The sequence below is a fragment of the Pseudomonas sp. WOUb67 genome, from assembly GCF_050058005.1.
Taxonomy (GTDB): Bacteria; Pseudomonadota; Gammaproteobacteria; order Pseudomonadales; family Pseudomonadaceae; genus Aquipseudomonas; species Aquipseudomonas putida_R.
In genome coordinates this window covers 1,258,015-1,282,236 of record NZ_CP170112.1, presented here as the reverse complement: position 1 = coordinate 1,282,236, position 24,222 = coordinate 1,258,015, and the positions used below count along the sequence as shown (strand labels likewise).

Sequence of the window (24,222 nt, the reverse complement as noted above, 5' to 3'; positions counted from 1 at the left end):
GCCACCGTACCCGATACCCTCGAATTGCCTTGCGAGCTGACCAAACCGTCAACTGGCGCTGTGCCAATCAACCTTTCAGACGCAAAAAAGCCGGGAAATTTCCCGGCTGCCTCATCATACACCCCTTTTCATTCAGGATGCACCCCGCCTGGTGTTTTAGCTGCCAGGCGGGGCGCCGCTGCATGAAAATCAGGGCCTGAGCATCACGGCCTGCTCTTGTCCAGGTAACGGAAGAACTCGTTCTTCGGGTCCAGGACCAGCACGTCGCTCTTGCTCGAGAAGCTCTCGCGGTATGCCTGCAGGCTACGGTGGAACGCATAGAAATCAGCGTCCTGGCTGTAGGCCTTGGCATAGATGGCGGCCGCCTGGGCGTCGCCGTCACCACGGGTTTCTTCTGCTTCGCGGTAGGCCTCGGCCAGCAGCACACGGCGCTGACGGTCGGCATCGGCACGAATACCTTCAGCCAGCTCGTTACCCTTGGCACGGTGCTCGCGAGCTTCACGCTCACGCTCGGTGCTCATACGGTCGAACACGCTGCGGTTGACTTCCTTCGGCAGGTCGATGGCCTTGACGCGCACGTCGACCACCTCGATACCCAGCTCCTTGTTGGCCATGCGGTTCAGCGATGCAGTGATGTCAGCCATCAGTGCGTCACGTTCACCGGAAACCACCTCGTGCAGGGTACGTTTACCGAACTGGTCGCGCAGGCCGCTTTCCAGACGACGCGACAGACGCTCGTCGGCGATCTGCTTCATGCCGGACGTGGCGGTGTAGAAGCGCTCGGCATCCTTGACGCGCCACTTGGCGTAGGCGTCGACCATCACCGCTTTCTTCTCCAGGGTCAGGAACCGCTGGGTCGGGGCGTCGAGGGTCATGAGGCGGGCGTCGAACTTGCGCACCTGGTTCACGTACGGAATCTTCACGTGCAGGCCTGGCTGAACATCTGCCTGGACCACCTTACCGAAGCGCAGCAGTACCGCACGCTCGGTCTGGGACACGATATAGAAGCTGTTCCAGGCAACGATGCCCAGAACGACGGCGGCGATCAGGGCGATCAGCGATCTATTGCTCATCAGCGGCTCTCCCTAGTACGCAGCGGCTGCTGTTGCTGTTGCAGGTCCTGCGCCGCACGGGCGGCCGCATCGTTGACCGATGGCGACACGCTGGTGGTTGGCGCGGACGGGTTGCGGCTGCCTTCGACCATCTTGTCCAGTGGCAGGTAGAGCAGGTTGTTCTGCCCGTCCTTGGTCGCCACCATGACCTTGCTCGAATTGCTGTAGACCTCTTGCATGGTCTCCAGGTACAGACGCTGACGGGTCACGTCAGGTGCCTTGTGGTACTCGGTAACCAGCTTGGTGAAGCGGTCGGCCTCACCCTTGGCCCGGGCGATGACTTCGTCGCGGTAACCGTTGGCGTCCTCGATGATGCGCTGGGCCTGACCACGGGCTTCCGGCACCACGCCATTGGCGTAGGACTCGGCCTGGTTGCGGGCACGCTGCTCGTCTTCGCGGGCACGGATCACGTCGTCGAAGGCTTCCTGCACTTCACGCGGGGCTGCCGCGCTCTGTACGTTGACCTGGGTAACGGTGATACCGGTACGGTAGTTGTCGAGGAAGCGCTGCAGGCGTTCGCGGATATCCACGGCCATCTGCTCACGGCCTTCGGTCAGTACCTGGTCCATCGAGGTGGAACCCACCACGTGGCGCAGGGCACTGTCGGTCGCGTGCTGCAGGCTTACCTCAGGCTGGTCGACGTTAAGCACGAAGTCCTGCAGGTTGCTGATCTTGTACTGGACGGTCAGCGGCACCTCGACGATGTTCTCGTCTTCGGTCAGCATCTGGCCCTGTTTGGTGTAGGCACGCTCACGCGTGACGTTTTCCATGTACTTGCGATCAATCGGCGGGAAGTAGATGTTCAGGCCGGGACCGACCGTCTCATGGTACTTGCCGAAGCGCAGCACCACGGCCTGCTCCTGCTCGTCGACCACGTACACGGCACTGTACAGCCAGATGGCAGCCAGTACCGCCAGGCCGATGCCCAGCAGGCCCAGGCCACCGCCCTTGCCGACATTGCGGTCAGGGCCGCCACGTTTCTTGTTGCCGCCGAACATGCCGTTCAGGCTGTCCTGCAGTTTGCGGAAGGCCTCGTCCAGATCCGGCGGACCTTTCTTGTCACCACCACCGCCACCGCCACCACGGCGGCCGCCCCAGGGATCCTGATTGTTCGAGTTGCCACCCGGCTCGTTCCAAGCCATAGCGCTCTCCATCTGATAAAGCAAAGACGCGCCCACGGCGCGCCGTCCAATGCTACAGAATGCCTGTCACTGCTGCCCGGCGACCTCGTCGAGCATTTATTGCAAAGTGTGTTGCCGGACAAACACTTGCGGCTCCATGCCTTCGCGGCTGACCAGGCGATTCAATTCGACCATGGGCAGTCGCACGCTCAGCAGGCTGCGCCCTTCTTCATCATGCTCTTCACTCTGCACGGCACCCAGTGCAAAGAATTGCGCGCGCAAGCGGGCAAAACGCTGCTCCAGGCACAGGGTACCAACAAACAGATCATTTCCCAGCAACTCGGCAATCGCCTGGCCAACCAGCTCCAGGCCACGCCCATCGCGTGCCGATACCCAGACCCGCTCCGGCTTGCCATCGGCATTGCGCTGGATCTGCGGCTCGACATCTTCGAGCAGGTCGAGTTTGTTATACACCTCGAGGATCGGCAAGCCTTCAGCGCCAATCTCGCCCAACACGGCCAGCACCTGTTCGATCTGCTCCATGCGCTCTGGCTCATGGGCGTCGATCACATGCAGCAGCAGGTCGGAGTTGCTCGACTCTTCGAGCGTAGCCCGAAATGCCTCGACCAGCTTGTGCGGCAGGTGGCGAATGAAGCCCACGGTGTCGGCCAGCACGATCGGCCCCAGGTCGTTGAGCTCGAGCCGGCGCAGGGTCGGGTCGAGGGTGGCGAACAACTGGTCCGCGGCGTACACCTCGGATTCGGTCAGGGCGTTGAACAGCGTGGACTTGCCGGCGTTGGTGTAACCCACCAGCGACACTGAAGGGATATCCGCGCGCTTGCGCCCGCGACGCGCCTGCTCACGCTGGCTGCGTACCTTCTCCAGGCGTGACTTGATCTGGCGAATGCGCACCCGCAACAGGCGGCGGTCGGTTTCCAGCTGGGTTTCACCCGGGCCACGCAGGCCGATACCCCCTTTTTGTCGCTCAAGGTGGGTCCAGCCGCGCACCAGCCGCGTGCTCATGTGATCAAGCTGGGCCAGTTCGACCTGCAGCTTGCCTTCATGGGTACGCGCCCGTTGGGCGAAAATATCGAGGATCAGCCCGGTACGGTCGAGCACACGACACTCGAACACACGTTCAAGGTTGCGCTCCTGACTGGGCGTGAGGGTGTGATTGAAAATCACCAGGTCTACCTGTTCGGCATGGACCAGGTCGTGCAATTCCTCGACCTTGCCGCTGCCAATCAGGTATTTAGCCGTAGGCTGATGCCTTGTCACTGTCACCAGCGAGACGATATCCGCCCCGGCCGACAATGCCAGCTCCCGAAACTCCTGCGGATCTTCGCGCGCCTCAGGGTTCTGACCTTCCAAGTGAACGAGCAACGCCCGCTCACCACCACCGTGGCGCTCAAAGAACAATGCAGGCTCCTATCAGGCGTTGCCTGGCTCGCTGTCGCCGAGGTCGGAATCGGACGGGCTTGGCAGGCGAACCGGACGGGCAGGCACGACAGTCGAAATAGCGTGTTTGTAGACCATTTGGCTGACGGTGTTCTTCAGCAGTACCACGAACTGGTCGAACGATTCGATCGAGCCCTGCAGTTTGATGCCGTTGACCAGATAGATCGATACCGGAACCTTTTCTTTTCTCAAGGTATTCAAGTAAGGGTCTTGTAGCGAATGCCCTTTTGACATATGCCGCACTCCTGTAAGGATAAATAATAGAAAATCAAGAAAATCGATAAATTAGGCCGCCCCTTCGCAAGAATAGACGGCAATCAGCAGGGACTCAGCTCAATATGGAGATGGCCCCAAGGTATTTCAAGGTGCGGGACAGATTGTCGCAGGCCATGCTGTCAAGCCAGTGCACATCAGGCCAGCCACGCAACCAGGTGAACTGCCGCTTGGCCAGCTGCCGGGTCGCAATGATACCGCGTTCTCGCATCTCATTCTCAGTCAGCGTGCCGTCCAGGTAATCCCAGACCTGCCGATACCCCACAGCCCGTATAGACGGCAGCCCGGTGTGCAAGTCACTTCTGGCTCGCAGCGATCGGACCTCGTCAACGAAGCCCTGTTCCAGCATCTGCGAAAATCGTAACGCAATTCGCTGATGCAAAATGTGACGATCTGTAGGAGCAATCGCTAAACTCGCGACAGTATAGGGCAAATGTCCGCCAGCGCCTGCGTCTGCGCCGCGACTTTCCGCGAATTGACGCTGGCGATGAGCCGTCATGCTCTCGCCGCTCACCCGGTACACCTCCAGCGCGCGAATCAACCGTTGCGGGTCGTTGGGGTGGATGCGTGCCGCCGATTCCGGGTCGATTTCGGCCAACTGGCGGTGCAGTTCGGCCAGCCCCAGCGCCTCGGCCTGGGCTTCCAGGTCGGCTCGCACCGCGGCGTCAGCTGCCGGCATGTCGGCCAGGCCATCGATCAACGCCTTGTAATAGAGCATGGTGCCGCCCACCAGCAGCGGAATCTTGCCCCGTGCGGTGATGTCGGCCATGGCCTCCAGGGCATCGGCGCGAAATTGCGCGGCCGAATAGCTCTCGGCCGGGTCGCGGATGTCGATCAGCCGGTGCGGGTGCGCGGCGAGAATTTCTTTCGACGGCTTGGCCGAACCGATGTCCATGCCGCGATAGACCAGCGCCGAGTCGACGCTGATCAGCTCGCACGGCAGCACTTTGGTCAGTTCGATAGCCAGGTCGGTCTTGCCGGCCGCCGTCGGGCCCATCAGGAATATTGCAGGGGGCTTGCCGCTCATTTCATCGACCGCGCAGGAAGAGTTTGTCCAGGTCGTCCAGGCCCATCTGGGTCCAGGTGGGACGGCCATGGTTGCACTGGCCACTGCGCTCGGTGTTTTCCATGTCGCGCAGCAGGGCGTTCATTTCAGGGATTGCCAGGCGCCGGTTGGCGCGCACGGCGCCGTGGCAGGCCATGGTGCCGAGCAGTTCATTGAGGTGCGCCTGGATACGGTCGCTGGTGCCGTACTCCATCAGGTCGGCGAGCACATCCTGCACCAGGCGGTTGGCCTCGGCCTGCTTGAGCAAGGCCGGGATCTGGCGGATCGCCAAGGTCTCGGGGCCCAGGCGCTGCAGCTCGAAGCCCAGGCGCTGGAACCACTGCGCATGTTCTTCGGCGCAGTCCGCTTCCCGCTGGCTCAGGGCCAGGGTTTCAGGCACCAGCAGCGGCTGGCCGCTAAGGCCTTCGCTGGCCATGGCCACCTTGAGACGCTCATACATGATGCGCTCGTGGGCCGCGTGCATGTCCACCAGCACCAGGCCAACGGCGTTCTCGGCCAGGATGTAGATGCCCTTGAGCTGCGCCAGTGCATAGCCCAACGGGGGAATGTCACCCTGGCTTTCGGGCAGCGCGGTTACCGGTGCCGCTGCGCCTTCCAGCGGTTTGTAGAACTCGCGATACACCGCCTGCGCCTCGGCGGCCGGCACGGGCTGCGAAGGGCGTGGGGTGTATTGATACTGATAACCGGCGCCACTGCCGCCATTGGAAATCGCATGCTGCGGCGCCTGGGGCCGCTCAAGCACTGGCGAGGCCAGGCGCATTTCGCCCTGCGGGCCGAACTCTCCAGCCTGCTGGCCAGTGGGGCGGACCATTTCAGGGACGGCGGCAGGCGCAGCCAAATGGTCTTCCGGGCGCACATCGGCCAGCGCGCGGTGCAGGGTGCCATACAGGAAATCGTGCACCGAGCGCCCCTCGCGGAAGCGCACTTCGTGCTTGGTCGGGTGCACATTGACGTCGACGCCGTTGGGCTCCAGCTCAAGGAACAGCACGAATGTCGGGTGGCGACCATTGAACAGCACGTCACGGTAGGCCTGGCGCACCGCGTGGGCGACCAGCTTGTCGCGCACCGCGCGGCCATTGACGAAGAAGTACTGCAGGTCTGCCTGGCTGCGTGAGAAGGTCGGCAGGCCGACCCAGCCCCACAGGCGCAGGCCGTTGCGCTCGACGTCAATCGGCAGCGCCTGCTCCATGAAGCCCGGGCCGCAGATGGCGCCCACCCGCCGCGCCCGGGCGGTTTCATCGTGGGCCTCGTGCAGGCTGAGGATGCTCTTGCCGTTGTGACGCAGGTGGAAGCCGACGTCGAAACGCGCCAGCGCCAGCCGGCGAATGACTTCCTGCAGGTGATCGAATTCGGTTTTCTCGGCCTTGAGGAACTTGCGTCGGGCCGGGGTGTTGAAGAACAGGTCGCGCACTTCCACCGAAGTACCCACCGGGTGCGCCGCCGGCTGCACCCGCGGGGTCATGTCACGGCCTTCGGTTTCCACCTGCCAGGCTTCGCTGGCACTGGCAGTGCGTGACGTCATGGTCAGGCGCGCCACCGAGCTGATCGAAGCCAGCGCCTCGCCACGGAAGCCCAGGCTCATCACGCCTTCAAGGTCTTCCAGCTCACGGATCTTGCTGGTGGCGTGACGCGCCAGGGCCAGCGGCAGGTCGTCAGCAGAAATACCACTGCCATCGTCCCGCACTTTCAGCAGCTTGATGCCGCCCTGTTCCACTTCCACGTCAATGCGCCGGGCACCTGAGTCCAGGCTGTTTTCCAGCAATTCCTTGGCCACGGAGGCAGGCCGCTCGACGACCTCGCCGGCGGCAATCTGGTTGGCCAATCGCGGGCTGAGCAGCTCAATGCGCGAACCACCACTCATTATTGCGCGGCCAAGGTTGTGGCGGGCACATCAAGGCGCTGGCCAACTTTCAGCTCATCGGTCTTGAGGCTGTTGGTGCTGCGCAAGCTGGCCACGCTGACCTGGTAGCGCACGGCGAGCATCGCCAGGGTTTCGCCTGGGCGCACCGTGTGCTCACGTGGGCCGGCGGCAATCTTGCCGGTGTCGCGCAGCCAGGCGATGTAGGTGCCCGGCGGCGGGTTTTGCTGGAAGTACTGGCGCACACCGGTATGGATCGAACGGGCCAAGGCCTGCTGATGGCTGGCGGTGGCCAGCTTGGCCGCTTCGTTGTTGTTCGAGATGAACCCGGTTTCAACGAGGATCGACGGGATGTCCGGCGACTTCAGCACCATGAAGCCGGCCTGTTCCACACGCTGCTTGTGCAGCGAAGTGACACGGCCCATGTTGCCCAGCACTTTCTGCCCCACGTTGAGGCTAGAGCTGAGCGTGGCAGTCATCGACAGGTCCAGCAGCACGCCGGCCAGCATGCGGTCTTTGTCATCGAGGCTGACGTTGCCGGCACCGCCGATCAGGTCGGAACGGTTTTCCGTGTCGGCCAGCCAGCGCGCGGTCTCGGAGGTGGCGCCGCGGTCAGACAGTGCGAACACCGAGGCGCCAAAGGCAGCGCGCGACGGTGCGGCGTCGGCGTGGATCGAGATGAACAGGTCGGCGCCCTTCTTGCGGGCGATTTCCGTGCGTTTGCGCAGCGGAATGAAGTAGTCGCCCGTACGGGTCAGCTCGGCACGGAAGCCCCTTTCGCTGTTGATCTGGCGCTGCAGCTCTTTGGCAATCTGCAGCACGATGTCTTTTTCATGCTGGCCGCGCGACCCGGACGCACCCGGGTCTTCGCCACCGTGGCCGGCGTCGATGGCAACCACGATTTCACGCTTGCCGCTCGGTACCGGCGGCAACTTGATGGCGGGCTGGGCCGGGGATACCGGCACCGCTGGCGTGGTCGCCGGCGTCTGTACCGGCGCCGGGGCCGGCGGCGGCGCGCTGGCCGCAATGGCGTCGGCTTCCTGATCGTACAGGTCGACTACCAGGCGATTGCCGTATTGGGCATTCGGCGCCAGCGTGAAGCTTTTCGGGGTAACCGACTTTTTCAGGTCGACCACCACGCGCAGGTCGGTCGGGGTGCGCTGGGCCGAACGCACGCTGCTGATCGGCGTGTTGGAGGTGGCCACGTTCAATGGCGCGGCCAGGGTTGCGCCATTGATGTCGATAACCAGGCGATCAGGCGCGCTCAAGGTGAAGACGCTGTGCTGCACGGGGCCAGACAGGTCGAAGACCAGCCGCGTGTTGTCTGGCGCGCGCCACAGGCGCACGCTCTTGACTTGAGTGACGGCCAGAGCCTCAACGGTCACCGTTGTCAGCAGCAGACCAACGATGGCGACCAGTGCGCGTATGCGCATACCTACCCCACTTACTGTTTATAGTGTTTGGCCAGTGCCATGCACCAGGCCTCGCCGCGAGCCCCCTGCGGCGAAAGGATCAGCGAGCGTCCGCCCGCTTGGGGGCTTATGGTAATGGTCAGGTCAGGCTTTGGCAAAACGCCCGCACCCTTTTGTGGCCACTCGAACAGGCACAGCGGGTCGCCCTCGAAATAGTCACGAATACCCATGAACTCCAGTTCCTCCGGATCGACCAGGCGATACAGGTCGAAATGGAAGGCTCGCACCTCACCGATTTCGTAGGGTTCGACCACGGTGAAGGTCGGGCTTTTCACTGCACCCGTATGGCCCAGGCCACGGATCAGCCCTCGGGAAAGCGTAGTCTTGCCCGCACCCAGGTCGCCTTCAAGAAAGATCACGCCGCGACCGCCGGTCACATCGGCCAGTGCTGCACCGAACTTGACCGTGGCGTCTTCATCGGCCAGAAACAGGGTTATGCCAGACACGCAGAATGCTCCTCCAGTAACTCACGAATGACCGGCGCCAGATCACTGGCCGCCAGGCCTCTACCTTTCACACCCAGCCGCTCGCCCGCACAGGCATGCAGCCACACCCCCAGGCCAGCGGCCTGCCAGGCATCCAGCCCTTGGGCCAGCAACGCCGCCAACACACCGGTCAGCACATCGCCAAAGCCGGCCCCGGCCATCGCCGGGTGGCCCCGCTCGCACAGCATCAACTGCCCGGCCGGGTCGGCCACCAGGGTGCCCGCCCCCTTGAGCACGCACACGCTGTGGTAACGGCGCGCCAGCTTGCGCGCAGCGCCCTGGCGGTCGGCCTGCACCGCCTCGGTGGAAATGCCCAGCAAACGCGCCGCCTCCCCCGGGTGCGGGGTGAGGATGCTGCCACTGGGTAGGGCGAGGGGGGTACGCGCCAGCAAATTCAGGGCATCGGCGTCCCACACCTGCGGCCGCTCGGCGTTGGCCACTGCCGACAGCAGGCTACGCCCCCACGCCGCCTGCCCCAGCCCCGGGCCCACCACCAGCACCGAGGCGCGCTCCAGCACGCCCACCAACTGGTTGGCCGAGCTGACGCCCAGGCACATGGTTTCGGGCAGGCGGGCCAGGCTCGCGCCGACATGCTCGGGGCGCGTCGCCACGCTGACCAGCCCGGCGCCACAGCGCAGGGCGGCTTCAGCGCTCAACAACACAGCGCCGCCTGTGCCCAGGTCACCACCGACCACCAGCACATGGCCGAAGTCGCCTTTATGGGCATGCGCAGGCCGCGTCGGCAGGTGCGCGACGGTCACGCTGCTGAGCAATTGCGGGGCATGGCTGGGGTGTTTGGTCTGCGGCATGGGGTCAAAGGCTCCAATGTCTGGCAGAATTATACGCACCTGAGCCCGTATTGCCTTGCCCATCCATGTCCAGCTGCACACCTGACCTCGCCCAACTGGCCCAATCGATCAAGATTTGGGGCCAGGAACTCGGTTTTGCCCACGTTGGCATCGCCGGGGTCGACCTTGGCGAACACGAACACCACCTGCAGCGCTGGCTCGATGCCGGCTACCAGGGCGAAATGGAGTACCTGGGCGCGCACGGCAGCAAGCGCTCGCACCCCGACCAACTGATCCCCGGCACGGTGCGGGTGGTCTCGCTGCGCATGGACTACCTGTCTGGCGACACACAGATGGCGCAGCGCCTGGCACAACCGGAAAAGGCCTACATATCGCGCTATGCGCTGGGCCGGGACTATCACAAGCTGGTGCGCAAGCGCGTGCAGTTCCTGGCCGACCGCATCCAGGAGGCCATCGGCCCGTTCGGTTACCGCGCATTCGTCGATAGCGCCCCGGTGCTGGAGAAGGCCCTGGCCGAACAGGCCGGGCTGGGCTGGATCGGCAAGAACACCCTGCTGCTCAACCGCAAGGCGGGCAGTTACTTCTTCCTTGCCGAGCTGTTTGTCGATTTGCCGCTGCCGGTGGACGAAGCGACTACCAGTGAGCACTGCGGGCGCTGCCAGGCCTGCCTGGACATCTGCCCGACCCAGGCGTTTGTCGGGCCCTATGTGCTGGATGCTCGTCGCTGTATCTCATACCTGACCATCGAGCTGAGGGGCGCGATCCCTGTCGAGTTGCGCGCAAAGATGGGCAACCGGGTGTTCGGCTGCGATGACTGCCAGATCGTCTGCCCGTGGAACCGCTTTGCCAAGCACAGCCAGGAACAGGACTTCCAGCCACGCCATGGGCTGGAGAATGCCGAGTTGGCGGAGATGTTCCTGTGGGATGAGCGCACCTTCCTGCGCAAAACCGAGGGTGGGCCGTTGCGGCGGGCGGGCTATGAGCGATTCTTGCGCAACCTGGCGGTGGGGTTGGGCAATGCGCCTTCCACCATTCCAGTGATCGAGGCGCTGAAGGCCCGGCGCGGGGATGAATCGGAGCTGGTGCGCGAGCATGTGGAGTGGGCGCTGGCCCGGCATAACACTCAGTAGCCACATGCCCTCTGTGGGAGCGGGTTCACCCGCGAACACCGGCGGAGCCGGTGCCATACACCGAGTTGCATTCTTCGCGGGTGAACCCGCTCCCACAAGGACTGCATCAGGCCTGAAAAATGACCTATTGCTGGTCGTTGTAGTGAAACTTGGGCATTTCCCAGTGGAAGCGAATCGCCAATAGCCGCACCAGGAACCCGCCAAACAAGGTCAGCAGCATGGCCTGCTCTGCCGGCACCTTGAAATACACACACCCCAGGTAGAACCACGCCGCCGCAAACGACACGCTGGCATACAGCTCGCGGCGGAACACCAGTGGAATGTCGTTGCAGAAGATATCCCGCAAGATCCCGCCAAATACCCCGGTGATCACCCCGCTGATCGACGCCACCAGCATGCCCTGCCCCATCTCCAGCGCGGTCATGCAGCCGATCAGGGTAAAGGCCACCAGCCCCAGGGCATCGAGCACCAGGAACAGCGAGCGCAGGCGGCGCATCATCGGGGCAATGAAAATGGTCAGCAACGCAGCAAAGCTGGTCAGCACCAGGTACTCCGGGTGCTTCACCCAGGTCAGCGGGTAATGCCCGAGCAGCACGTCGCGCACCGAGCCGCCACCCAGGGCGGTGACGCAGGCAATCAGCACCACGCCGAACCAGTCCATGCCGCGACGCCCGGCAGACAACGCGCCGGTCATGGCTTCGGCGGTGATAGCGATGAGGTAGAGCATCAACAACATGGCGCGGGTCCGTGCGAGAAAGGCGCGCAGTCTAACCAGTTGCCCAGGGCACCAAAAGGGGGCGCAGATACAATATCTGCGCCTTTCCGGCTCACACCTTGATGAAGTGCTCGCGGTAGTGGCGCAGTTCGGCGATCGATTCGCGGATATCGTCCAGCGCCAGGTGGGTGTTGCCCTTCTTGAAGCTGTCACGCACGTCCGGCGCCCAGCGCGCGGCCAGCTCCTTCAGGGTGGAGACATCCAGGTTGCGGTAGTGGAAGTAGTTTTCCAGGTTGCGCATGTGACGATAGAGGAAGCGACGGTCCTGGCAGATGCTGTTGCCGCAGATCGGCGACTTGCCTTTCGGCACCCACTGCTCGAGGAAGGCGATGGTCTGCACCTCGGCTTCAGCCATGCTGACCTTGCTCTCGCGCACGCGCTGGGTCAGGCCCGAAGCACCGTGGGTGCGGGTGTTCCATTCGTCCATGCGCGCCAGCACTTCGTCACTGTGGTGGATGGCGATCACCGGCCCTTCCGCCAGGGTGTTCAGCTCGCTGTCGGTGACGATGGTGGCCATCTCGATGATGACATCGCTGTCCGGATCCAGGCCGGTCATTTCCAGGTCGATCCAGATCAGGTTCTGTGGGTTTTGCATGCAGGGCTCCTCATATAGGCCGTCATATTAGCCTAGTGGCCAAAGCACGCCCATTCGTCCAGCGCCTGGCGTGCTAAACTGCCAGCCGTTTTCAATGCCCTACCCGGGCCTTTCTCACGGTACCTTCATGGCCAAACGCCAGCTCAATCGCCGCCAGAACTGGCGGATCGAAAAAATCCAGGGTGAGCGCGCCGCTCGCGCCGCCAAACGCGAGCAGCACGCACTGCAAGAACTGGAGGGCGGCGACCTGGGGCCGGAGCAACTGGGCCTGGTGATCGCGCACTTTGGTGTGCAGGTAGAAGTTGAAGCCCAGGATGGCGAATCCGCAGGCCAGGTGTTCCGCTGCCATTTGCGCGCCAACCTGCCAGCGCTGGTCACCGGCGACCGTGTGGTGTGGCGTGCGGGCAACCAGGGCATCGGCGTGATCGTGGCGCAGATGCCGCGCAGCACCGAGCTGTGCCGGCCCAACAACCACGGCCAACTCAAGCCGGTGGCCGCCAACGTCGACCTGATCGTGATCGTGTTCGCCCCGGCCCCCGAGCCGCACCCGAACCTGATCGACCGCTACCTGGTAGCGGCCGAGCACGCTGGCCTGCGCCCGCTGCTGCTGCTGAACAAGGCCGACCTGATCAACGACGAGAATGGCCCCGGCCTGCATGCGCTGCTGGAAGTCTACCGTGAGCTGGGCTACCCGCTGCTGGAAGTATCGGCACACCAGGGTGACGGCATGCAGCGCCTGCAACAGCAACTCGACGGCCACATCAGTGTGTTTGTCGGCCAGTCGGGGGTGGGCAAGTCATCGCTGGTCAACAGCCTGCTGCCAGATGCAGGTACCCGTGTCGGCGACCTGTCGGAATGGTCGGGCCAGGGTACGCACACCACCACCACGGCGCGGCTGTACCACTTCCCTAACGGCGGCGATCTGATCGACTCGCCGGGCATCCGCGAGTTCGGCCTTGGCCATGTCAGCCGCGACGACGTGGAAGATGGCTTCATCGAGTTCCGCGACCTGTTCGGCACCTGCCGCTTCCGCGATTGCAAGCACGACCGCGAACCGGGCTGCGCGCTGCTCAAGGCACTGGACGAGGGGCGCATCAAGCCGCAGCGCATGAACAGCTACCGCTCGATCATCGCCAGCCTGACGGAAGACAGCTACTGAAACGCTCGAAATGAAGCTTAGCGCGATCGCACTGTGGGAGCGGCTTTAGCCGCGAACACCGGCAACGCCGGTGCCATCCATCGCGCTGGATCCTTCGCGGGTGAACCCGCTCCCACAGTGATCGCGCCAACTTTCAGGTTTTGTGTAGAGCTGTGCACCACAAGAAACCGTTTACTGCTCCTTGGCCTCATCCATCTTCAGCGTGCCATCTTCAAAGATGTTCAGCTTCTGGCGCAGCTCACGCGGTTGCATCGGTGCTTGTTCAGTTGCCCCTGGCGCAACCGGTGCCGAAGCCCCTGGCGCAGCGCCGCTGGCCGGCGGTGCAGCAGGCTCGGCGGCCGGCGCTTCCGGTGCGCCCTGCTCACCCTCGATATTGCGCTGGGCCTTCTTGGTCAGCACGATGATATCGATACGGCGGTTGACCGGGTTGAACGGGTTTTTGCGGTCGAACAGCGACGACGAGGCATAACCCACCACCCGCGCCACCTGCCTGTCCGGGTAACCACCGGCCACCAGCGCACGGCGCGCAGCGTTGGCACGGTTGGCCGACAGTTCCCAGTTACCGAACTCACCACTGCCGGCATACGGCTTGGCGTCGGTGTGGCCACTGATGCTGACCTTGTTCGGCACCGCCTTGATGGTGTCGGCCATGGCCAGCAGGATGTCTTCAAAGTACGGCTGCAAGCGGGCACTGCCGATGTCGAACATCGGCCGGTTCTCGGCATCCATGATCTGGATGCGCAGGCCGTCCTGGGTGATCTCGAACAGGATCTGGTCCTTGAACTTCTGCAGCTGCGGGTTCTCTTCCACCTTGTTCTGCAGTTCCTGCAGCAGCAACTCCAAGCGCTCGCGCTCGACCTGCTCGGCCATGGTCTCGACCTGGTCCTTGCTCAGCTGGGTCGTGCTTTCCTGCGTTGGCTCGGACTTGACTTCCGGGTTGATGGTTTTCTCCGGCGCCATCTCAGGCGAGCCGCCCAGGTCGATGACATAGGGCGTGCCGCTTTCCGAGAAGCCGATCGGGTCCTGGAAGTAGCCGGCAATGGCGATTTTCTGCTCGGGCGTGGCCGTGGACATCAACCACAGCACCAGGAAGAACGCCATCATTGCCGTAGCAAAGTCGGCAAATGCGATTTTCCAGGCGCCGCCGTGGTGGCCGCCGCCAAAGCGCTTGACGCGCTTTACGATGATGGGCTGATTGTTTTCCATGACTCAGCGACCGCGAACCGCTTGTTCCAGCTCGGCGAAACTTGGGCGATGCATGGGGTACAGCACCTTGCGCCCGAACTCCACGGCCAGCGAAGGTGGCATGCCCGAGGCCGAGGCAACCAGCGAAGCCTTGATCGATTCGTAAAGGTTCAGCTCTTCCTTGGCATCGTGCTCCAGGCACTTGGCCAGCGGGCCGAAGAAGCCGTAGGCAGCCAGAATACCGAAGAAGGTACCTACCAGCGCCGCACCCACGTGCATGCCGATGGCCGCCTGGTCACCCTCGCCCAGCGAGGCCATGGTCACCACGATACCCAGTACCGCCGCGACGATACCGAAACCGGGCATGCCGTCAGCGATGCCGGTCACCGCATGGGACGGATGCTCCAGCTCTTCCTTCATGCTCAGCAGCTCCATGTCGAACAGGCCCTCGAGCTCGTGCGGGGCCATGTTGCCGGTGGACATGATGCGCAGGTAGTCGCAAACGAACGCGGTCATGCGTGCGTCAGCCAGTACCGTCGGGTACTTGGCGAAGATCGGGCTGGCGGCGGCGTCTTCGATGTCGGCCTCGATGGCCATCATGCCTTCGCGACGGCTCTTGTTGAGGATCTCGTACACCAGGCCCAGCACCTCCAGGTAGTAGGCATGGGTGAAGCGCGAGCCGAACATCTTCATCGACTTCTTGATGACGTGCATGGTCATGTGGCCAGGGTTGGCCTGCAGGAATGCACCAAAGGCTGCACCGCCGATGATCAGTACTTCGAACGGCTGGATCAGCGCTGCGATCTTGCCGTGGGAGAGCACGTAGCCGCCGAGCACGCTCGCGAATACGACGATGATGCCGATAATTTTAGCCATAGGTTCAAAGCACTTGCTGTCGTGGTCAGGGGAAGAGACGGGAGCTTTAAAACTCTTCTTCTACTTATCGGCAGAACTGCGCCAGACTATAGCCACTCAATGCGAAAAGCCAGTTCGGACTGATGTCAAAATGCCAATTGAAACCAAGGTGCCCGCTCAGGCCCCGCGTACGCTAGAGGCCTGGGTCAAGCTGCTAGAGAGTGTTCGCATCCCCGTGCCGAAGCACAGCTACGACCGGGTCATGGCTGCCATCCACGATAGCCGCCGCTCGCTGCGCGACATCGCCGAACTGATGCAGGATAGCCCGGCACTGGTGCTTTCGGTGATGCGCGAAGCGAATCACCCCACCAACGCCAGCCAGGCCGAGCCCGCCGAAAGCCTGGAGGTCGCCCTCAACCGCCTGGGCCTGGAGCGCAGCGGGCAACTGCTCAAGCGCCTGCCCTCGCTGCCGGTCGAAGAAATCCCGCCGGTGCTCAGCCAGTTCCAGCTGATCAGCCAGCACGCTTCGCAGCAGGCCAATGGCCTGTTTGCCAGCCGCCTGGCACGGCTGTGGCAGGAAATTCACTGGGGCAGCCTGCTGTTCCTGTCACCCCTGTGGCCGCTGGCACTGGCCTACCCCAAGCTGCTCGACACTTGGGAGCTGCGGGTTATCCACAAGGGCGAGGACGCCGCCCAGGTAGAGGAAGAGCTGTTTGGCGTGCGCATCATGGCGCTGTGCCAGACCATGGCTGAGTACTGGCGCCTGCCGCAGTGGGTGACCCAGGGTTACCGCCTGCTGCTGGAAGAACGCGAGCAACTGGCCCAGGTGCTGAGCATCGCCCGCGACGAAGACCTGCTCAGCCAGCAACACCGCCTGGATGCCGAGCCCGGCCTGCGCCGCTGGTTCAACCAGCCGGCCAACACCGTACTGCTGGCCAACAACCTTGCGCTGGCGGCGCAGGTGGGCTGGGACAACCCGCACCTGCTGCGCTGGCAACTGCTGACCGCGCTGTACCTGCAGACCTCACTGGAAGACGTGCAGCAGCAAGTGCACCAGCAGGCCGCCGCCAGCGCCCGCCGCCACGCCAGGCATGCCCTGTTCCACCCGGCTGAAGCCCTGATCTGGCCTTGGCACCAGCGCCGCCCGCACCCGGACATGCTGGCCCCGCCGCCGCCCAGCAGCGACGACCTGGCGCGCTGGCGCAAACTGTGCCAAGACCTGCTGGCCCAACCCAGCCCGTTCACCAATACCGTGCACCTGGCCACCCAGGCCCGCGAAGCTCTACTGGCCTGCGGCATGCAACGCGTCCTGCTGCTGAGCCTGGACAAGGCCAGCGACTACCTGCGCGTGCAGCAGATTGCCGGCTTGCCGAAAGAAGCCGCGGCCCTGGCCCTGCAGGTGTCGCAAAGCAAACTGCTGCAAAAGCTGATGGCCCAGGCCGGGCAGCTGCGCATCACCCCGGAAAACCACAGCCAGTTCTCGGCCCTGCTGCCAGCCCCGCTGCGTGCGCTGTTCCGCAGCGAGCACGTGCTGCTGCGCTCGCTGGCGGTAAACGACCAGGTGCTGATGCTGATGGTCGCCGACCAGGGCTGCCGGCCTTTGGCCGATATCAGCGTGCAGGCCTTCGGCAAGACCGCGCAATGTACCGAGCGCGCCCTGTCGGTGTTTGCCAACCGCAAGGGCTGAGCCTTGCGCTACAATCGCCCCTCTTTCCACACTGGAGACCGTGGATGACTGACTTTTCCGGCCTGCCCCTGGTGATCGAAGCCGCAGACCTGCTGCCACGCCTGGGTTCGCCACAGCTGATCCTGGTCGACCTGAGCAGTGCCAACCGCTATGTCAGCGGGCATATCCCCGGCGCACGCTTTGTCGAAGGCAAGCGGACCCAGCTTGGCCAGCCTCCAGCGCCCGGCCTGCTGCCGGCCCTGGGCGAGCTGGAAAAACTGTTCAGCGAACTCGGCCACCGCGACGACGCCGTCTATGTGGTGTATGACGATGAAGGCGGTGGCTGGGCCGGGCGCTTCATCTGGTTGCTCGACGTGATCGGCCACAAGGCTTGTCACTACCTCAATGGCGGCATCCAGGCCTGGCCGGCAGACAAGCTGACCACTGAAGTGCCCGCCAGCGGCAACAGCCCGGTGCACCTGCACATCGACAACGCGCCCACTGCCACCCGCGAGTACCTGCAAAGCCGCCTGGGCGCCGATGACCTGGTCATCTGGGACGCGCGCGGCCCGCAGGAATTCAGTGGCGAGAAGGTATTGGCTGCCAAGGGCGGGCACATTCCCGGCGCGATCAACTTCGAGTGGACCGCCGGCATGGACCTCAACGACCACTTGCGCATTCGCCATGACATCAAACAGGTCCTCGAGCAACTGGGCATCACCCCTGACAAGGAAGTGATCACCCACTGCCAGACCCACCGCCGCTCCGGCTTCACTTATCTGGTGGCCAAGGCCCTCGGCTACCCACGCGTCAAGGCCTACGCCGGCTCGTGGAGCGAATGGGGCAACCACCCGGACACGCCTGTAGAAGTTTAAGGAACCCGCATGAAATCCCGTTTGTTCATCATCAGCCAGTACCTGCTGCCGCACCACCTGCTGTCGCGGTTGGCCGGCTGCGTTGCCGAGTGCCGCGCGCGCTGGTTCAAGAATGCTTTCACTGCCTGGTTCGCCAAGCGTTACCAGGTGAACATGTCCGAAGCGCTGGTCGAGGACTTGAGCGCCTACGAGCACTTCAACGCGTTCTTCACCCGCGCCCTGAAGCCGGGTGCCCGCCCGCTGGACGAAACCCCGGGCGCCATCCTGTGCCCGGCCGACGGCGCCGTCAGCCAGCTCGGCCCGATCGAGCACGGCCGCATCTTCCAGGCCAAAGGCCACGGCTTCAGCGCGCAAGAGCTGCTGGGCGGTGACCCGGCCATGGCAGCGCCGTTCATGGGCGGCGAGTTTGCCACCATCTACCTGTCGCCCAAGGACTACCACCGCGTGCACATGCCGCTGGCCGGCACCCTGCGCGAAATGGTCTATGTGCCGGGCCGTCTGTTCTCGGTCAACCAGACCACCGCAGAGAACGTACCCGAGCTGTTCGCCCGCAACGAGCGTGTGGTCTGCCTGTTCGACACCGAGCGCGGGCCGATGGCCGTGGTGCTGGTGGGTGCGATGATCGTCGCCTCGATCGAAACCGTGTGGGCCGGGCTGGTGACGCCGCCCAAGCGCGAGCTGAAAACCTTCCGTTACGACGACGCCAGCCGCGCGCCGATCCACCTGGAGAAAGGTGCCGAGCTGGGCCGCTTCAAGCTGGGTTCGACCGCCATCGTGCTGTTCGGGCCGGAGCAGGTGAAGTGGGCTGAAAACCTGGGCGCTGGTTCTGCAGTGCGCATGGGGCAGCTGTTGGCAGCGCCTGCACAGGCTTGACCGTAGTTTTTGCTTCGAGGTGATTGGCGCGGGTTCTTCGGCGCCTGTGAGATCGAGCGCCGCCCGCGCGGCGCTTCGCAGCACAAGGCTGCTCCTACATCTGTTTCTGGCCAGTTAAGCCTGTACCAGCGCACGCGACCGCCTTGTTTGCCCCACGCGACATCGCGGCGGACGCCAAGGGGCCGCGCGCCGTCGCCTCAGAAATTATTGGCCCGAAACAAATGTAGGAGCAGCCTTGTGCTGCGAAGCGCCGCGCGGGCGGCGCTCGATTTCACAGGCGCTGAAGATACAACGGCAATCTAGCCGCGGGCGTCGCGGTCGCGCAGGCCCAGCAGGTACAACACGCCATCCAGCCCGAGGGTGGAAATGGCTTGCTTGGCCGACTGGCGCACCAGCGGCTTGGCGCGGAACGCTACGCCCAGGCCGGCCAGCGACAGCATCGGCAGGTCGTTGGCGCCATCACCCACGGCAATGGTCTGCTCCAGCTGCAAGCCTTCTTCGTTGGCCAGCTTTTGCAGCAGCTCGGCCTTGCGCTGGGCATCGACGATCGGCTCGACAGCCACACCGGTCACCTTGCCGTCGACCACTTCCAGCTCGTTGGCGAACACATAGTCGATACCCAGGCGCGCCTGCACCTGGCGGGCAAAGTAGGTAAAGCCACCGGACAGGATCGCAGTCTTGTAACCCAGGCGCTTGAGCTCGGCGAACAGGTTTTCGGCACCCTCGGTCAGGCGCAGCGAGGCACCGATTTCGTCCAGCACACCCACATCCAGGCCCTTGAGCAGCGCCATGCGCTCCTTGAAGCTGGCGCGGAAGTCCAGCTCACCGCGCATGGCGCGCTCGGTGATCGCGGCCACCTGCTCACCCACACCGGCCGCCTTGGCCAGTTCGTCGATGACTTCGGCTTCGATCAGCGTCGAGTCCATGTCGAACACCGCCAGACGGCGGTTGCGGCGGAACAGGTCGTCCTTCTGGAAGGCGATGTCGATGCTCAGCGCTTCGGCCAGGGCAAAGAAGTCGGCACGCAGGGCCTGGGCATCGCTCGGCGCGCCGCGCACGGAGATTTCGATGGCCGCTTTGCCCTTGTCGGTTTCGGCATCCAGCGCCACACGCGCCGACAGGCGCTCGATACGCTCGATGGTCAGGCCGTACTGGCTGATCACCGCACTCACCCGCTGCAGTTGCTCGGGGGTGATCTTGCGGCTGAGCAGGGTGACGATGTGGCGCGCTTCGCCCTGGCCGTCAGCCCAGTGCTGGTAGTCCGCCTCGGAAATCGGCGTGTAGCGGGCCTGCAGGTTCAGCTCGTGGGCCTTGCCCTGCACGCTTTGCAGCAGGGCGGTAGCCACTTCGTTGTCCGGGATGTCGACCAGGATACCGAACGACAAAGTGCCGTGCATGACCGCCAGGCCGATGTCGAGGATGCTCACACCGCCCTGCAGCAGGACGCCGGTGATAGCCGCAGTGAGACCGGGACGGTCCTCACCGGTGATGTTGATCAGGACGATTTCGCGCACAACCTGGCTCCGACTTCGATGAAAAATGCGCATTCTACCGATTTTCCGTGACCATCGGGCGCCAACGATACTTTGCCGACAAAACCCGGGTCGCTATACTGCCCCACACTTTCTGCCATTAAGAGCCGAGCTCAGTGAACCGGCCCACGCCCGTCAAACCAGACAACTTCTTCCTGATGATCTATCGTGCCCTCAGTCAACGTCGCGTGCCGCTGGCGCTGCGAATCGCCTGCACCAACATCTTCCTGGTCGCGCTGGCGCTGGTGATCTATGCCTGCGTGATGGGCCTGCAGTTCAAGCAGGCCATGCACGAGCAGGCCGACGCCCTTGGCCAGAGCCTGACCACGCAGACCGCCACCTCGGCGACCGAGCTGCTGGTGTCCAACGACATCCTCAGTCTCAACGTGCTGCTGGGCAACCTGGTGAAAAACCCGCTGGTGGCCCACGCGGCCATCTACAGCGTGGACAACCGCATCCTCGCCGAGGCCGGCCAGCGCCCGCGCAACAGCCTGCTGGGCGAGGCCGAGGGCCTGTACCAGACCAAGATCACCTTCCAGGACGTGACGGCCGGGCAACTGCGCATCAGCCTGGACATGAGCCAGTTCCAGCAGCCGATGCTGATCAGCCTGCAGAGCATGGGCATCATGGCGGCCATCCTGCTGGCGCTGGCCCTCAGCCTGAGCCTGCGACAGGGCCGTTTCATCACCCTGCCGCTGCTGCAGTTGCGGGTGTGGCTGCGTGACCCGCAGCCCTATACCCCGGCCACCGACCGCCAGGACGAGATCGGCGACATCGCCCGCCAACTGCATGCGCGCCTGGCTCCGCCGCCGCCGCCGGAACCAGAGCTGGAGGAAGAGGACGACGAGCAGTTTGACGACTTCCACGACGCAGCGCCGGCCCCCAAGGCCGCACCGCGCCCCAAGGTTGCCGCACTGGCTGACGAAGATGACGACGAAGCCTTTGCCGGCCTCATGGACGACGAGAGTGCGCCCAAAGCCGCCCCGGTCGAATCTGACGAGCCGCAGTACAGCGCCGTACTTGCCGTGCAACTGGGCTCGCAGGAACAACTGCGCCGCCTGCCGCGCACACGCCTCACCGAGCTGACTGACCGCTACCGCGATTGCCTGGAGCATGCTGCCTCGCTCTACGACGGTGAAACCCACACGCTCAACGATGGCAGCACCCTGGTGCTGTTCCATAGCCGCGACTGTGGCGAGGATTACCTGACCAACGCTATCTGCTGCGGTGAGCTGCTGCGTGCCTTGGGCCATGCCCTGCAGATCGAAGTGGCCGACAGCGGCATCACCCTGCAATTGCAACTGGGCCTGGTGCTGGGCAACGACCTGCAAGGGCTGGAGCTGGTGGACCTGCTGATGGCCGAAAAGGCCCAGGATGCCCTGGCGCTGTCGCAGCACAGCCGCAACCTGTTGCTGGTGGAGCGGCAGATCAGCGATGACGCACTGATTCGCCAGCGTGCCCGCATTCGCCCGATTGCCAGCCCTGAGGGTGCCTGCTGCGTTGAGCGCTTGATGGAGCCTTACCCATCGATGCTGGAACGGCAACTGGCCCGCATGCACGAGCGCAGGGCCTGATACCGCGCCGGCTTCTTCGCGGGTAAACCCGCTCCCACAGGTCCTGCGCAGGCCTCAAGGGTAGTGATATCCCTGTGGGAGCGGGTTTACCCGCGAAGGGGCCGGCACAGGCTGTCTAGTCCTGAAATAGGTTTACACCTGTTCAGGTAGGCCGACAGGCCTCAAAACGCCCGATGCACTGCATCGGGCGTTTTGTTTTTCAGGGCCATATGGGGCCGTTCTGTGTTGTAGATCTGCACTGCCTCGTCAACCATCTGCCTCGCCTGCTCAAGATCTTCAGGGCTGCTCAACAGCAGCTCCATCTTGATGATTCCGTTGATTCGCTCGGCCAGCGCGTTCTGGTAGCAGTCATACCCATCAGTCATGGAGCACTGAACATCGTGCCGTTGGTGCAGTGACTGGTACAGCGCCGAGCAATATTGGATGCCTCGATCCGAATGGTGGACTAATGGCTGGCGACGACGTCGCTTTCGTAATGCCTGCTTGAAGGCTTGCGCCACTGACTCGGCATGCAGGCTTTCATGGACATGGTGGCCAACAATTTTCCTGGAGTACGCATCCGTTACCAGGCTCAGGTACAGCGGGCCGTTACGTGCGGGCAGGTAAGTAATATCGGCAACCCAGACGTGCTCTGGCCTTGTCGGAACGACTTGGCTTGGGCCCGGCTTGAGTAAGTTGGGATGGCGGTAAAAGCGATGAAAGCTTTGTGTTGTCTTGTGGTAGGCCCGCTTAGGCAGCACTAGCAAACGGCGCTCTCCCAAAACCTGGAACAGCCTATCTCGGCCGACTTGGAATCGTTTGTCAGGTTGGCAATGCAGCAGATAGTGCAATTTGCGTGTACCCAGACGAGGCTGGCGCATCCGGACTTGCTGAACAAACTCAACCACCCGATCAGCCTGGCGCTCTTTGCCATCAGCCGCTCGGTTGCGCTTGTAGTAAGCCTGTCGACTGATGCCTAGAAACTGACAAGCCCTGGCAATGCTCAGTCCTACGACTTGACCTTGCGAGAGGACTTGCCGGATCGCTTTTTTACGACCGAGACACCATAGTCATTTTTCAGAACATCAACGACCGTCTCAAAAAACTGGGCCTTCTGGCTCATCAGTTCAAGCTGTTGCTCAAGCTCTTTGATCCGCTGCTCTGGAGTGAGCGTTTTCGGGTCAGACATCGCGCAGCTCCTCTCGTCTCGGATCGAGGCACCTTGGCTCCAATCCTGGCGACCATGCTTACGCAACCATACCAGAACCGTCGACCGACCCTGGATGCCATACCGCACCTGGGCCTGCTTGTAGGTAAGTTCGCCTTTTTCGATCTGATCAACGACGGCCAGTTTAAAAGACAGCGAGTAATCTCGCTGCGTGCGCTTTACACCTTGCTCCATCTGCTTCTCCGGAAATTCGGGATGGGAGGTGTAAACCTTATTCAGGACGGGACAGGCAGCACAAAAAAGCCCGCAAAGATGCGGGCTTTTTTGTGGCTGGCAGTTCGATCAGAACCGATAGACTTCCATATCGGTGCGAACCGGCGAGGCCATCGGGATCTTGGATTTCTCCGGTTCCTTCTTCACCTGCACTGGCGCTGCGGGCTTTTTCGGTGGCTCCTCGGCAATCGCCGGCTGGTTGGCCAGCGGTTTGACCGCGGTGCTCAGCTGTTCGGCCAGCTTCTGCAACAGTTGGCCCTGGGCCTGCACCTGCGACGCCTCGCTACCTCCGTGCGGTTGCTCGAGGTGAATGATGCGGTTGTCACGTACATGGCCACGGCGGTCCAGCAGGCGCCACTGGGCATCCAGGACTGCCGGCTGGTTCGTGCCCGAGTCCAGGCGGGTAATCGACAGCAACACTTGCACGTCCGGGTTGAAGCCGGCCGTTGCCGGGGACAGCACCACACGCTGGCTGTCCAGGCGCCAGGCGAGCTGGCGCACCAGCAGCTGGTCGATATCCGACGAAAGGCTACCCGCCCAACGGCCGTCAGTCGCCGCGCTCAGGCTGCCGTCGGCCTGACGCTGCAGGAACGTTTCACGCTGAAGGTAATCGGCTACCGATACCGGGCCAAGTACCACGGCCATGCCTGCACTCTGCGAAGGCTGGCCAGGATCACCACTGTCGAGCTGGTACAGGGCAACCGGCTGATGCATGGTGCACCCGCCAAGGCCCAGCAGGCCAGTCATCAACAGCGCAAATGGAAGGCGCAGAAGTTTCATCATCCCATCCAGGCGGTCGCCTACAGGCCACCGCAGTGATACATATAGATTCAAACGGGCACACGACTACGTCGGCACCGCAAGGGCCATATCATCCGCGAAATAACCGTCCGACTCCAGCATTTATGCCCGGAACGGCGCTGAAATTG

Annotated in this window: 22 protein-coding genes; 6 read left to right on the top strand and 16 right to left on the bottom strand. The window is 63.3% G+C overall.

All coding sequences use genetic code 11. From position 1 onward, the window contains the following. Positions 1-203: 203 nt before the first annotated feature. The 9 genes from hflC to ABOC32_RS05635 all read right to left on the bottom strand — a co-directional run bounded on the left by hflC (position 204) and on the right by ABOC32_RS05635 (position 9,654). Positions 204-1,073 (bottom strand): protease modulator HflC, encoded by an 870-nt coding sequence (gene hflC / locus ABOC32_RS05675; RefSeq protein WP_234226686.1) that lies wholly within the window; start codon positions 1,071-1,073, stop codon positions 204-206. After that, positions 1,073-2,254, bottom strand: a complete 1,182-nt coding sequence (hflK, locus tag ABOC32_RS05670; RefSeq protein WP_426810374.1) for an FtsH protease activity modulator HflK — start codon at positions 2,252-2,254, stop codon at positions 1,073-1,075. Before hflK ends, hflC begins: the two co-directional genes overlap by 1 nt. Before the next feature lie 96 nt (positions 2,255-2,350). Continuing rightward, positions 2,351-3,652, bottom strand: coding sequence for a ribosome rescue GTPase HflX (gene hflX / locus ABOC32_RS05665; RefSeq protein WP_426810373.1), 1,302 nt, complete (start codon positions 3,650-3,652; stop codon positions 2,351-2,353). Between the two features lie 12 nt (positions 3,653-3,664). Next, positions 3,665-3,925 carry an RNA chaperone Hfq gene (hfq, locus tag ABOC32_RS05660; RefSeq protein ID WP_016489445.1) on the bottom strand — a complete coding sequence of 87 codons (261 nt, stop codon included), beginning with the start codon at positions 3,923-3,925 and terminating at the stop codon, positions 3,665-3,667. A 94-nt stretch (positions 3,926-4,019) separates the two neighbouring features. Next, entirely contained in the window at positions 4,020-4,991 is a 972-nt protein-coding gene (gene miaA, locus ABOC32_RS05655; protein WP_086975256.1) for a tRNA (adenosine(37)-N6)-dimethylallyltransferase MiaA, read from the bottom strand. A gap of 1 nt (position 4,992) precedes the next feature. Continuing rightward, complete coding sequence (mutL, locus tag ABOC32_RS05650) at positions 4,993-6,891, bottom strand: DNA mismatch repair endonuclease MutL (protein WP_426810372.1); 1,899 nt, start codon at positions 6,889-6,891, stop codon at positions 4,993-4,995. Further along, positions 6,891-8,321, bottom strand: coding sequence for an N-acetylmuramoyl-L-alanine amidase (locus ABOC32_RS05645; protein ID WP_086975254.1), 1,431 nt, complete (start codon positions 8,319-8,321; stop codon positions 6,891-6,893). Before ABOC32_RS05645 ends, mutL begins: the two co-directional genes overlap by 1 nt. An 11-nt stretch (positions 8,322-8,332) precedes the next feature. Beyond that, complete coding sequence (gene tsaE / locus ABOC32_RS05640) at positions 8,333-8,806, bottom strand: tRNA (adenosine(37)-N6)-threonylcarbamoyltransferase complex ATPase subunit type 1 TsaE (protein WP_426810371.1); 474 nt, start codon at positions 8,804-8,806, stop codon at positions 8,333-8,335. Further along, entirely contained in the window at positions 8,794-9,654 is an 861-nt protein-coding gene (locus ABOC32_RS05635; RefSeq protein ID WP_426810370.1) for an NAD(P)H-hydrate dehydratase, read from the bottom strand. The genes tsaE and ABOC32_RS05635 overlap by 13 nt, the downstream gene beginning before the upstream one ends. 65 nt (positions 9,655-9,719) lie before the next feature. Here ABOC32_RS05635 and queG point away from each other — a divergent pair, with 65 nt between their 5' ends. Then, on the top strand, positions 9,720-10,784 hold the full coding sequence (gene queG, locus ABOC32_RS05630) for a tRNA epoxyqueuosine(34) reductase QueG (RefSeq protein ID WP_426810369.1): 1,065 nt from the start codon (positions 9,720-9,722) through the stop codon (positions 10,782-10,784). A gap of 124 nt (positions 10,785-10,908) precedes the next feature. Here queG and ABOC32_RS05625 read toward each other — a convergent pair whose 3' ends face one another. Together ABOC32_RS05625 and orn are read right to left on the bottom strand one after the other, a co-directional pair. Further along, the gene (locus tag ABOC32_RS05625; RefSeq protein ID WP_003249516.1) at positions 10,909-11,520 is read right to left on the bottom strand and encodes a trimeric intracellular cation channel family protein; all 612 of its coding nucleotides are present in this window, start codon (positions 11,518-11,520) and stop codon (positions 10,909-10,911) included. Between the two features lie 91 nt (positions 11,521-11,611). Next, a complete protein-coding gene (orn, locus tag ABOC32_RS05620; protein ID WP_426810368.1) occupies positions 11,612-12,154 on the bottom strand; it encodes an oligoribonuclease in 543 nt (180 codons plus the stop codon). A 127-nt stretch (positions 12,155-12,281) separates the two neighbouring features. Between orn and rsgA the strand changes: the two genes are divergently transcribed. Continuing rightward, entirely contained in the window at positions 12,282-13,313 is a 1,032-nt protein-coding gene (gene rsgA / locus ABOC32_RS05615; RefSeq protein WP_426810367.1) for a small ribosomal subunit biogenesis GTPase RsgA, read from the top strand. A gap of 171 nt (positions 13,314-13,484) precedes the next feature. Here rsgA and motB read toward each other — a convergent pair whose 3' ends face one another. Beyond that, positions 13,485-14,519, bottom strand: coding sequence for a flagellar motor protein MotB (motB, locus tag ABOC32_RS05610; protein WP_426810366.1), 1,035 nt, complete (start codon positions 14,517-14,519; stop codon positions 13,485-13,487). A gap of 3 nt (positions 14,520-14,522) precedes the next feature. Next, positions 14,523-15,374 (bottom strand): flagellar motor stator protein MotA, encoded by an 852-nt coding sequence (gene motA / locus ABOC32_RS05605; protein ID WP_234226678.1) that lies wholly within the window; start codon positions 15,372-15,374, stop codon positions 14,523-14,525. Between the two features lie 130 nt (positions 15,375-15,504). On the opposite strand from motA, the gene ABOC32_RS05600 reads away from it, so the two are divergent. From ABOC32_RS05600 to asd, 3 genes are read left to right on the top strand one after another with little or no spacing between them, the layout of a single operon-like run. Then, complete coding sequence (locus ABOC32_RS05600; RefSeq protein WP_426810365.1) at positions 15,505-17,040, top strand: HDOD domain-containing protein; 1,536 nt, start codon at positions 15,505-15,507, stop codon at positions 17,038-17,040. Positions 17,041-17,084: 44 nt separating this feature from the next. Then, positions 17,085-17,894: a rhodanese-like domain-containing protein gene (locus ABOC32_RS05595; RefSeq protein ID WP_086975246.1), complete on the top strand. Its 810-nt coding sequence runs from the start codon at positions 17,085-17,087 to the stop codon at positions 17,892-17,894. A gap of 9 nt (positions 17,895-17,903) precedes the next feature. Then, positions 17,904-18,767, top strand: coding sequence for an archaetidylserine decarboxylase (gene asd / locus ABOC32_RS05590; RefSeq protein WP_426810364.1), 864 nt, complete (start codon positions 17,904-17,906; stop codon positions 18,765-18,767). A 299-nt stretch (positions 18,768-19,066) separates the two neighbouring features. Here the strand turns inward: asd and serB are convergent, their stop codons facing one another. Next, entirely contained in the window at positions 19,067-20,281 is a 1,215-nt protein-coding gene (gene serB / locus ABOC32_RS05585) for a phosphoserine phosphatase SerB (protein WP_426810363.1), read from the bottom strand. A 134-nt stretch (positions 20,282-20,415) separates the two neighbouring features. Between serB and ABOC32_RS05580 the strand changes: the two genes are divergently transcribed. Further along, entirely contained in the window at positions 20,416-21,873 is a 1,458-nt protein-coding gene (locus ABOC32_RS05580) for an AhpA/YtjB family protein (RefSeq protein ID WP_086975243.1), read from the top strand. A gap of 161 nt (positions 21,874-22,034) precedes the next feature. Here the strand turns inward: ABOC32_RS05580 and ABOC32_RS05575 are convergent. Both ABOC32_RS05575 and ABOC32_RS05570 read right to left on the bottom strand, forming a co-directional pair. Next, positions 22,035-23,254, bottom strand: a protein-coding gene (locus ABOC32_RS05575) for an IS3 family transposase (protein ID WP_426810362.1) whose coding sequence is annotated in 2 segments (ribosomal slippage) — positions 22,035-22,906 and positions 22,906-23,254 — 1,221 coding nt in all. Because the reading frame shifts where the segments join, the coding sequence is not laid out codon by codon here. A 108-nt stretch (positions 23,255-23,362) separates the two neighbouring features. Then, positions 23,363-24,073, bottom strand: a complete 711-nt coding sequence (locus ABOC32_RS05570; RefSeq protein WP_426810361.1) for a PqiC family protein — start codon at positions 24,071-24,073, stop codon at positions 23,363-23,365. Between the last annotated feature and the right edge of the window lie 149 nt (positions 24,074-24,222).

What these genes read in the sequence shown, in the direction of transcription:
- hflK (WP_426810374.1), bottom strand. Translation starts at nt 2,254, where the DNA reads ATGGCTTGGAACGAGCCGGGTGGCAACTCGAACAATCAGGATCCCTGG.
- asd (WP_426810364.1), top strand. Translation starts at nt 17,904, where the DNA reads ATGAAATCCCGTTTGTTCATCATCAGCCAGTACCTGCTGCCGCACCAC.
- ABOC32_RS05570 (WP_426810361.1), bottom strand. Translation starts at nt 24,073, where the DNA reads ATGAAACTTCTGCGCCTTCCATTTGCGCTGTTGATGACTGGCCTGCTG.
- motB (WP_426810366.1), bottom strand. Translation starts at nt 14,519, where the DNA reads ATGGAAAACAATCAGCCCATCATCGTAAAGCGCGTCAAGCGCTTTGGC.
- hflC (WP_234226686.1), bottom strand. Translation starts at nt 1,073, where the DNA reads ATGAGCAATAGATCGCTGATCGCCCTGATCGCCGCCGTCGTTCTGGGC.
- rsgA (WP_426810367.1), top strand. Translation starts at nt 12,282, where the DNA reads ATGGCCAAACGCCAGCTCAATCGCCGCCAGAACTGGCGGATCGAAAAA.
- miaA (WP_086975256.1), bottom strand. Translation starts at nt 4,991, where the DNA reads ATGAGCGGCAAGCCCCCTGCAATATTCCTGATGGGCCCGACGGCGGCC.
- motA (WP_234226678.1), bottom strand. Translation starts at nt 15,374, where the DNA reads ATGGCTAAAATTATCGGCATCATCGTCGTATTCGCGAGCGTGCTCGGC.
- ABOC32_RS05645 (WP_086975254.1), bottom strand. Translation starts at nt 8,321, where the DNA reads ATGCGCATACGCGCACTGGTCGCCATCGTTGGTCTGCTGCTGACAACG.
- queG (WP_426810369.1), top strand. Translation starts at nt 9,720, where the DNA reads ATGTCCAGCTGCACACCTGACCTCGCCCAACTGGCCCAATCGATCAAG.
- mutL (WP_426810372.1), bottom strand. Translation starts at nt 6,891, where the DNA reads ATGAGTGGTGGTTCGCGCATTGAGCTGCTCAGCCCGCGATTGGCCAAC.
- hfq (WP_016489445.1), bottom strand. Translation starts at nt 3,925, where the DNA reads ATGTCAAAAGGGCATTCGCTACAAGACCCTTACTTGAATACCTTGAGA.
- orn (WP_426810368.1), bottom strand. Translation starts at nt 12,154, where the DNA reads ATGCAAAACCCACAGAACCTGATCTGGATCGACCTGGAAATGACCGGC.
- ABOC32_RS05625 (WP_003249516.1), bottom strand. Translation starts at nt 11,520, where the DNA reads ATGTTGTTGATGCTCTACCTCATCGCTATCACCGCCGAAGCCATGACC.
- ABOC32_RS05595 (WP_086975246.1), top strand. Translation starts at nt 17,085, where the DNA reads ATGACTGACTTTTCCGGCCTGCCCCTGGTGATCGAAGCCGCAGACCTG.
- ABOC32_RS05635 (WP_426810370.1), bottom strand. Translation starts at nt 9,654, where the DNA reads ATGCCGCAGACCAAACACCCCAGCCATGCCCCGCAATTGCTCAGCAGC.
- ABOC32_RS05600 (WP_426810365.1), top strand. Translation starts at nt 15,505, where the DNA reads ATGCCAATTGAAACCAAGGTGCCCGCTCAGGCCCCGCGTACGCTAGAG.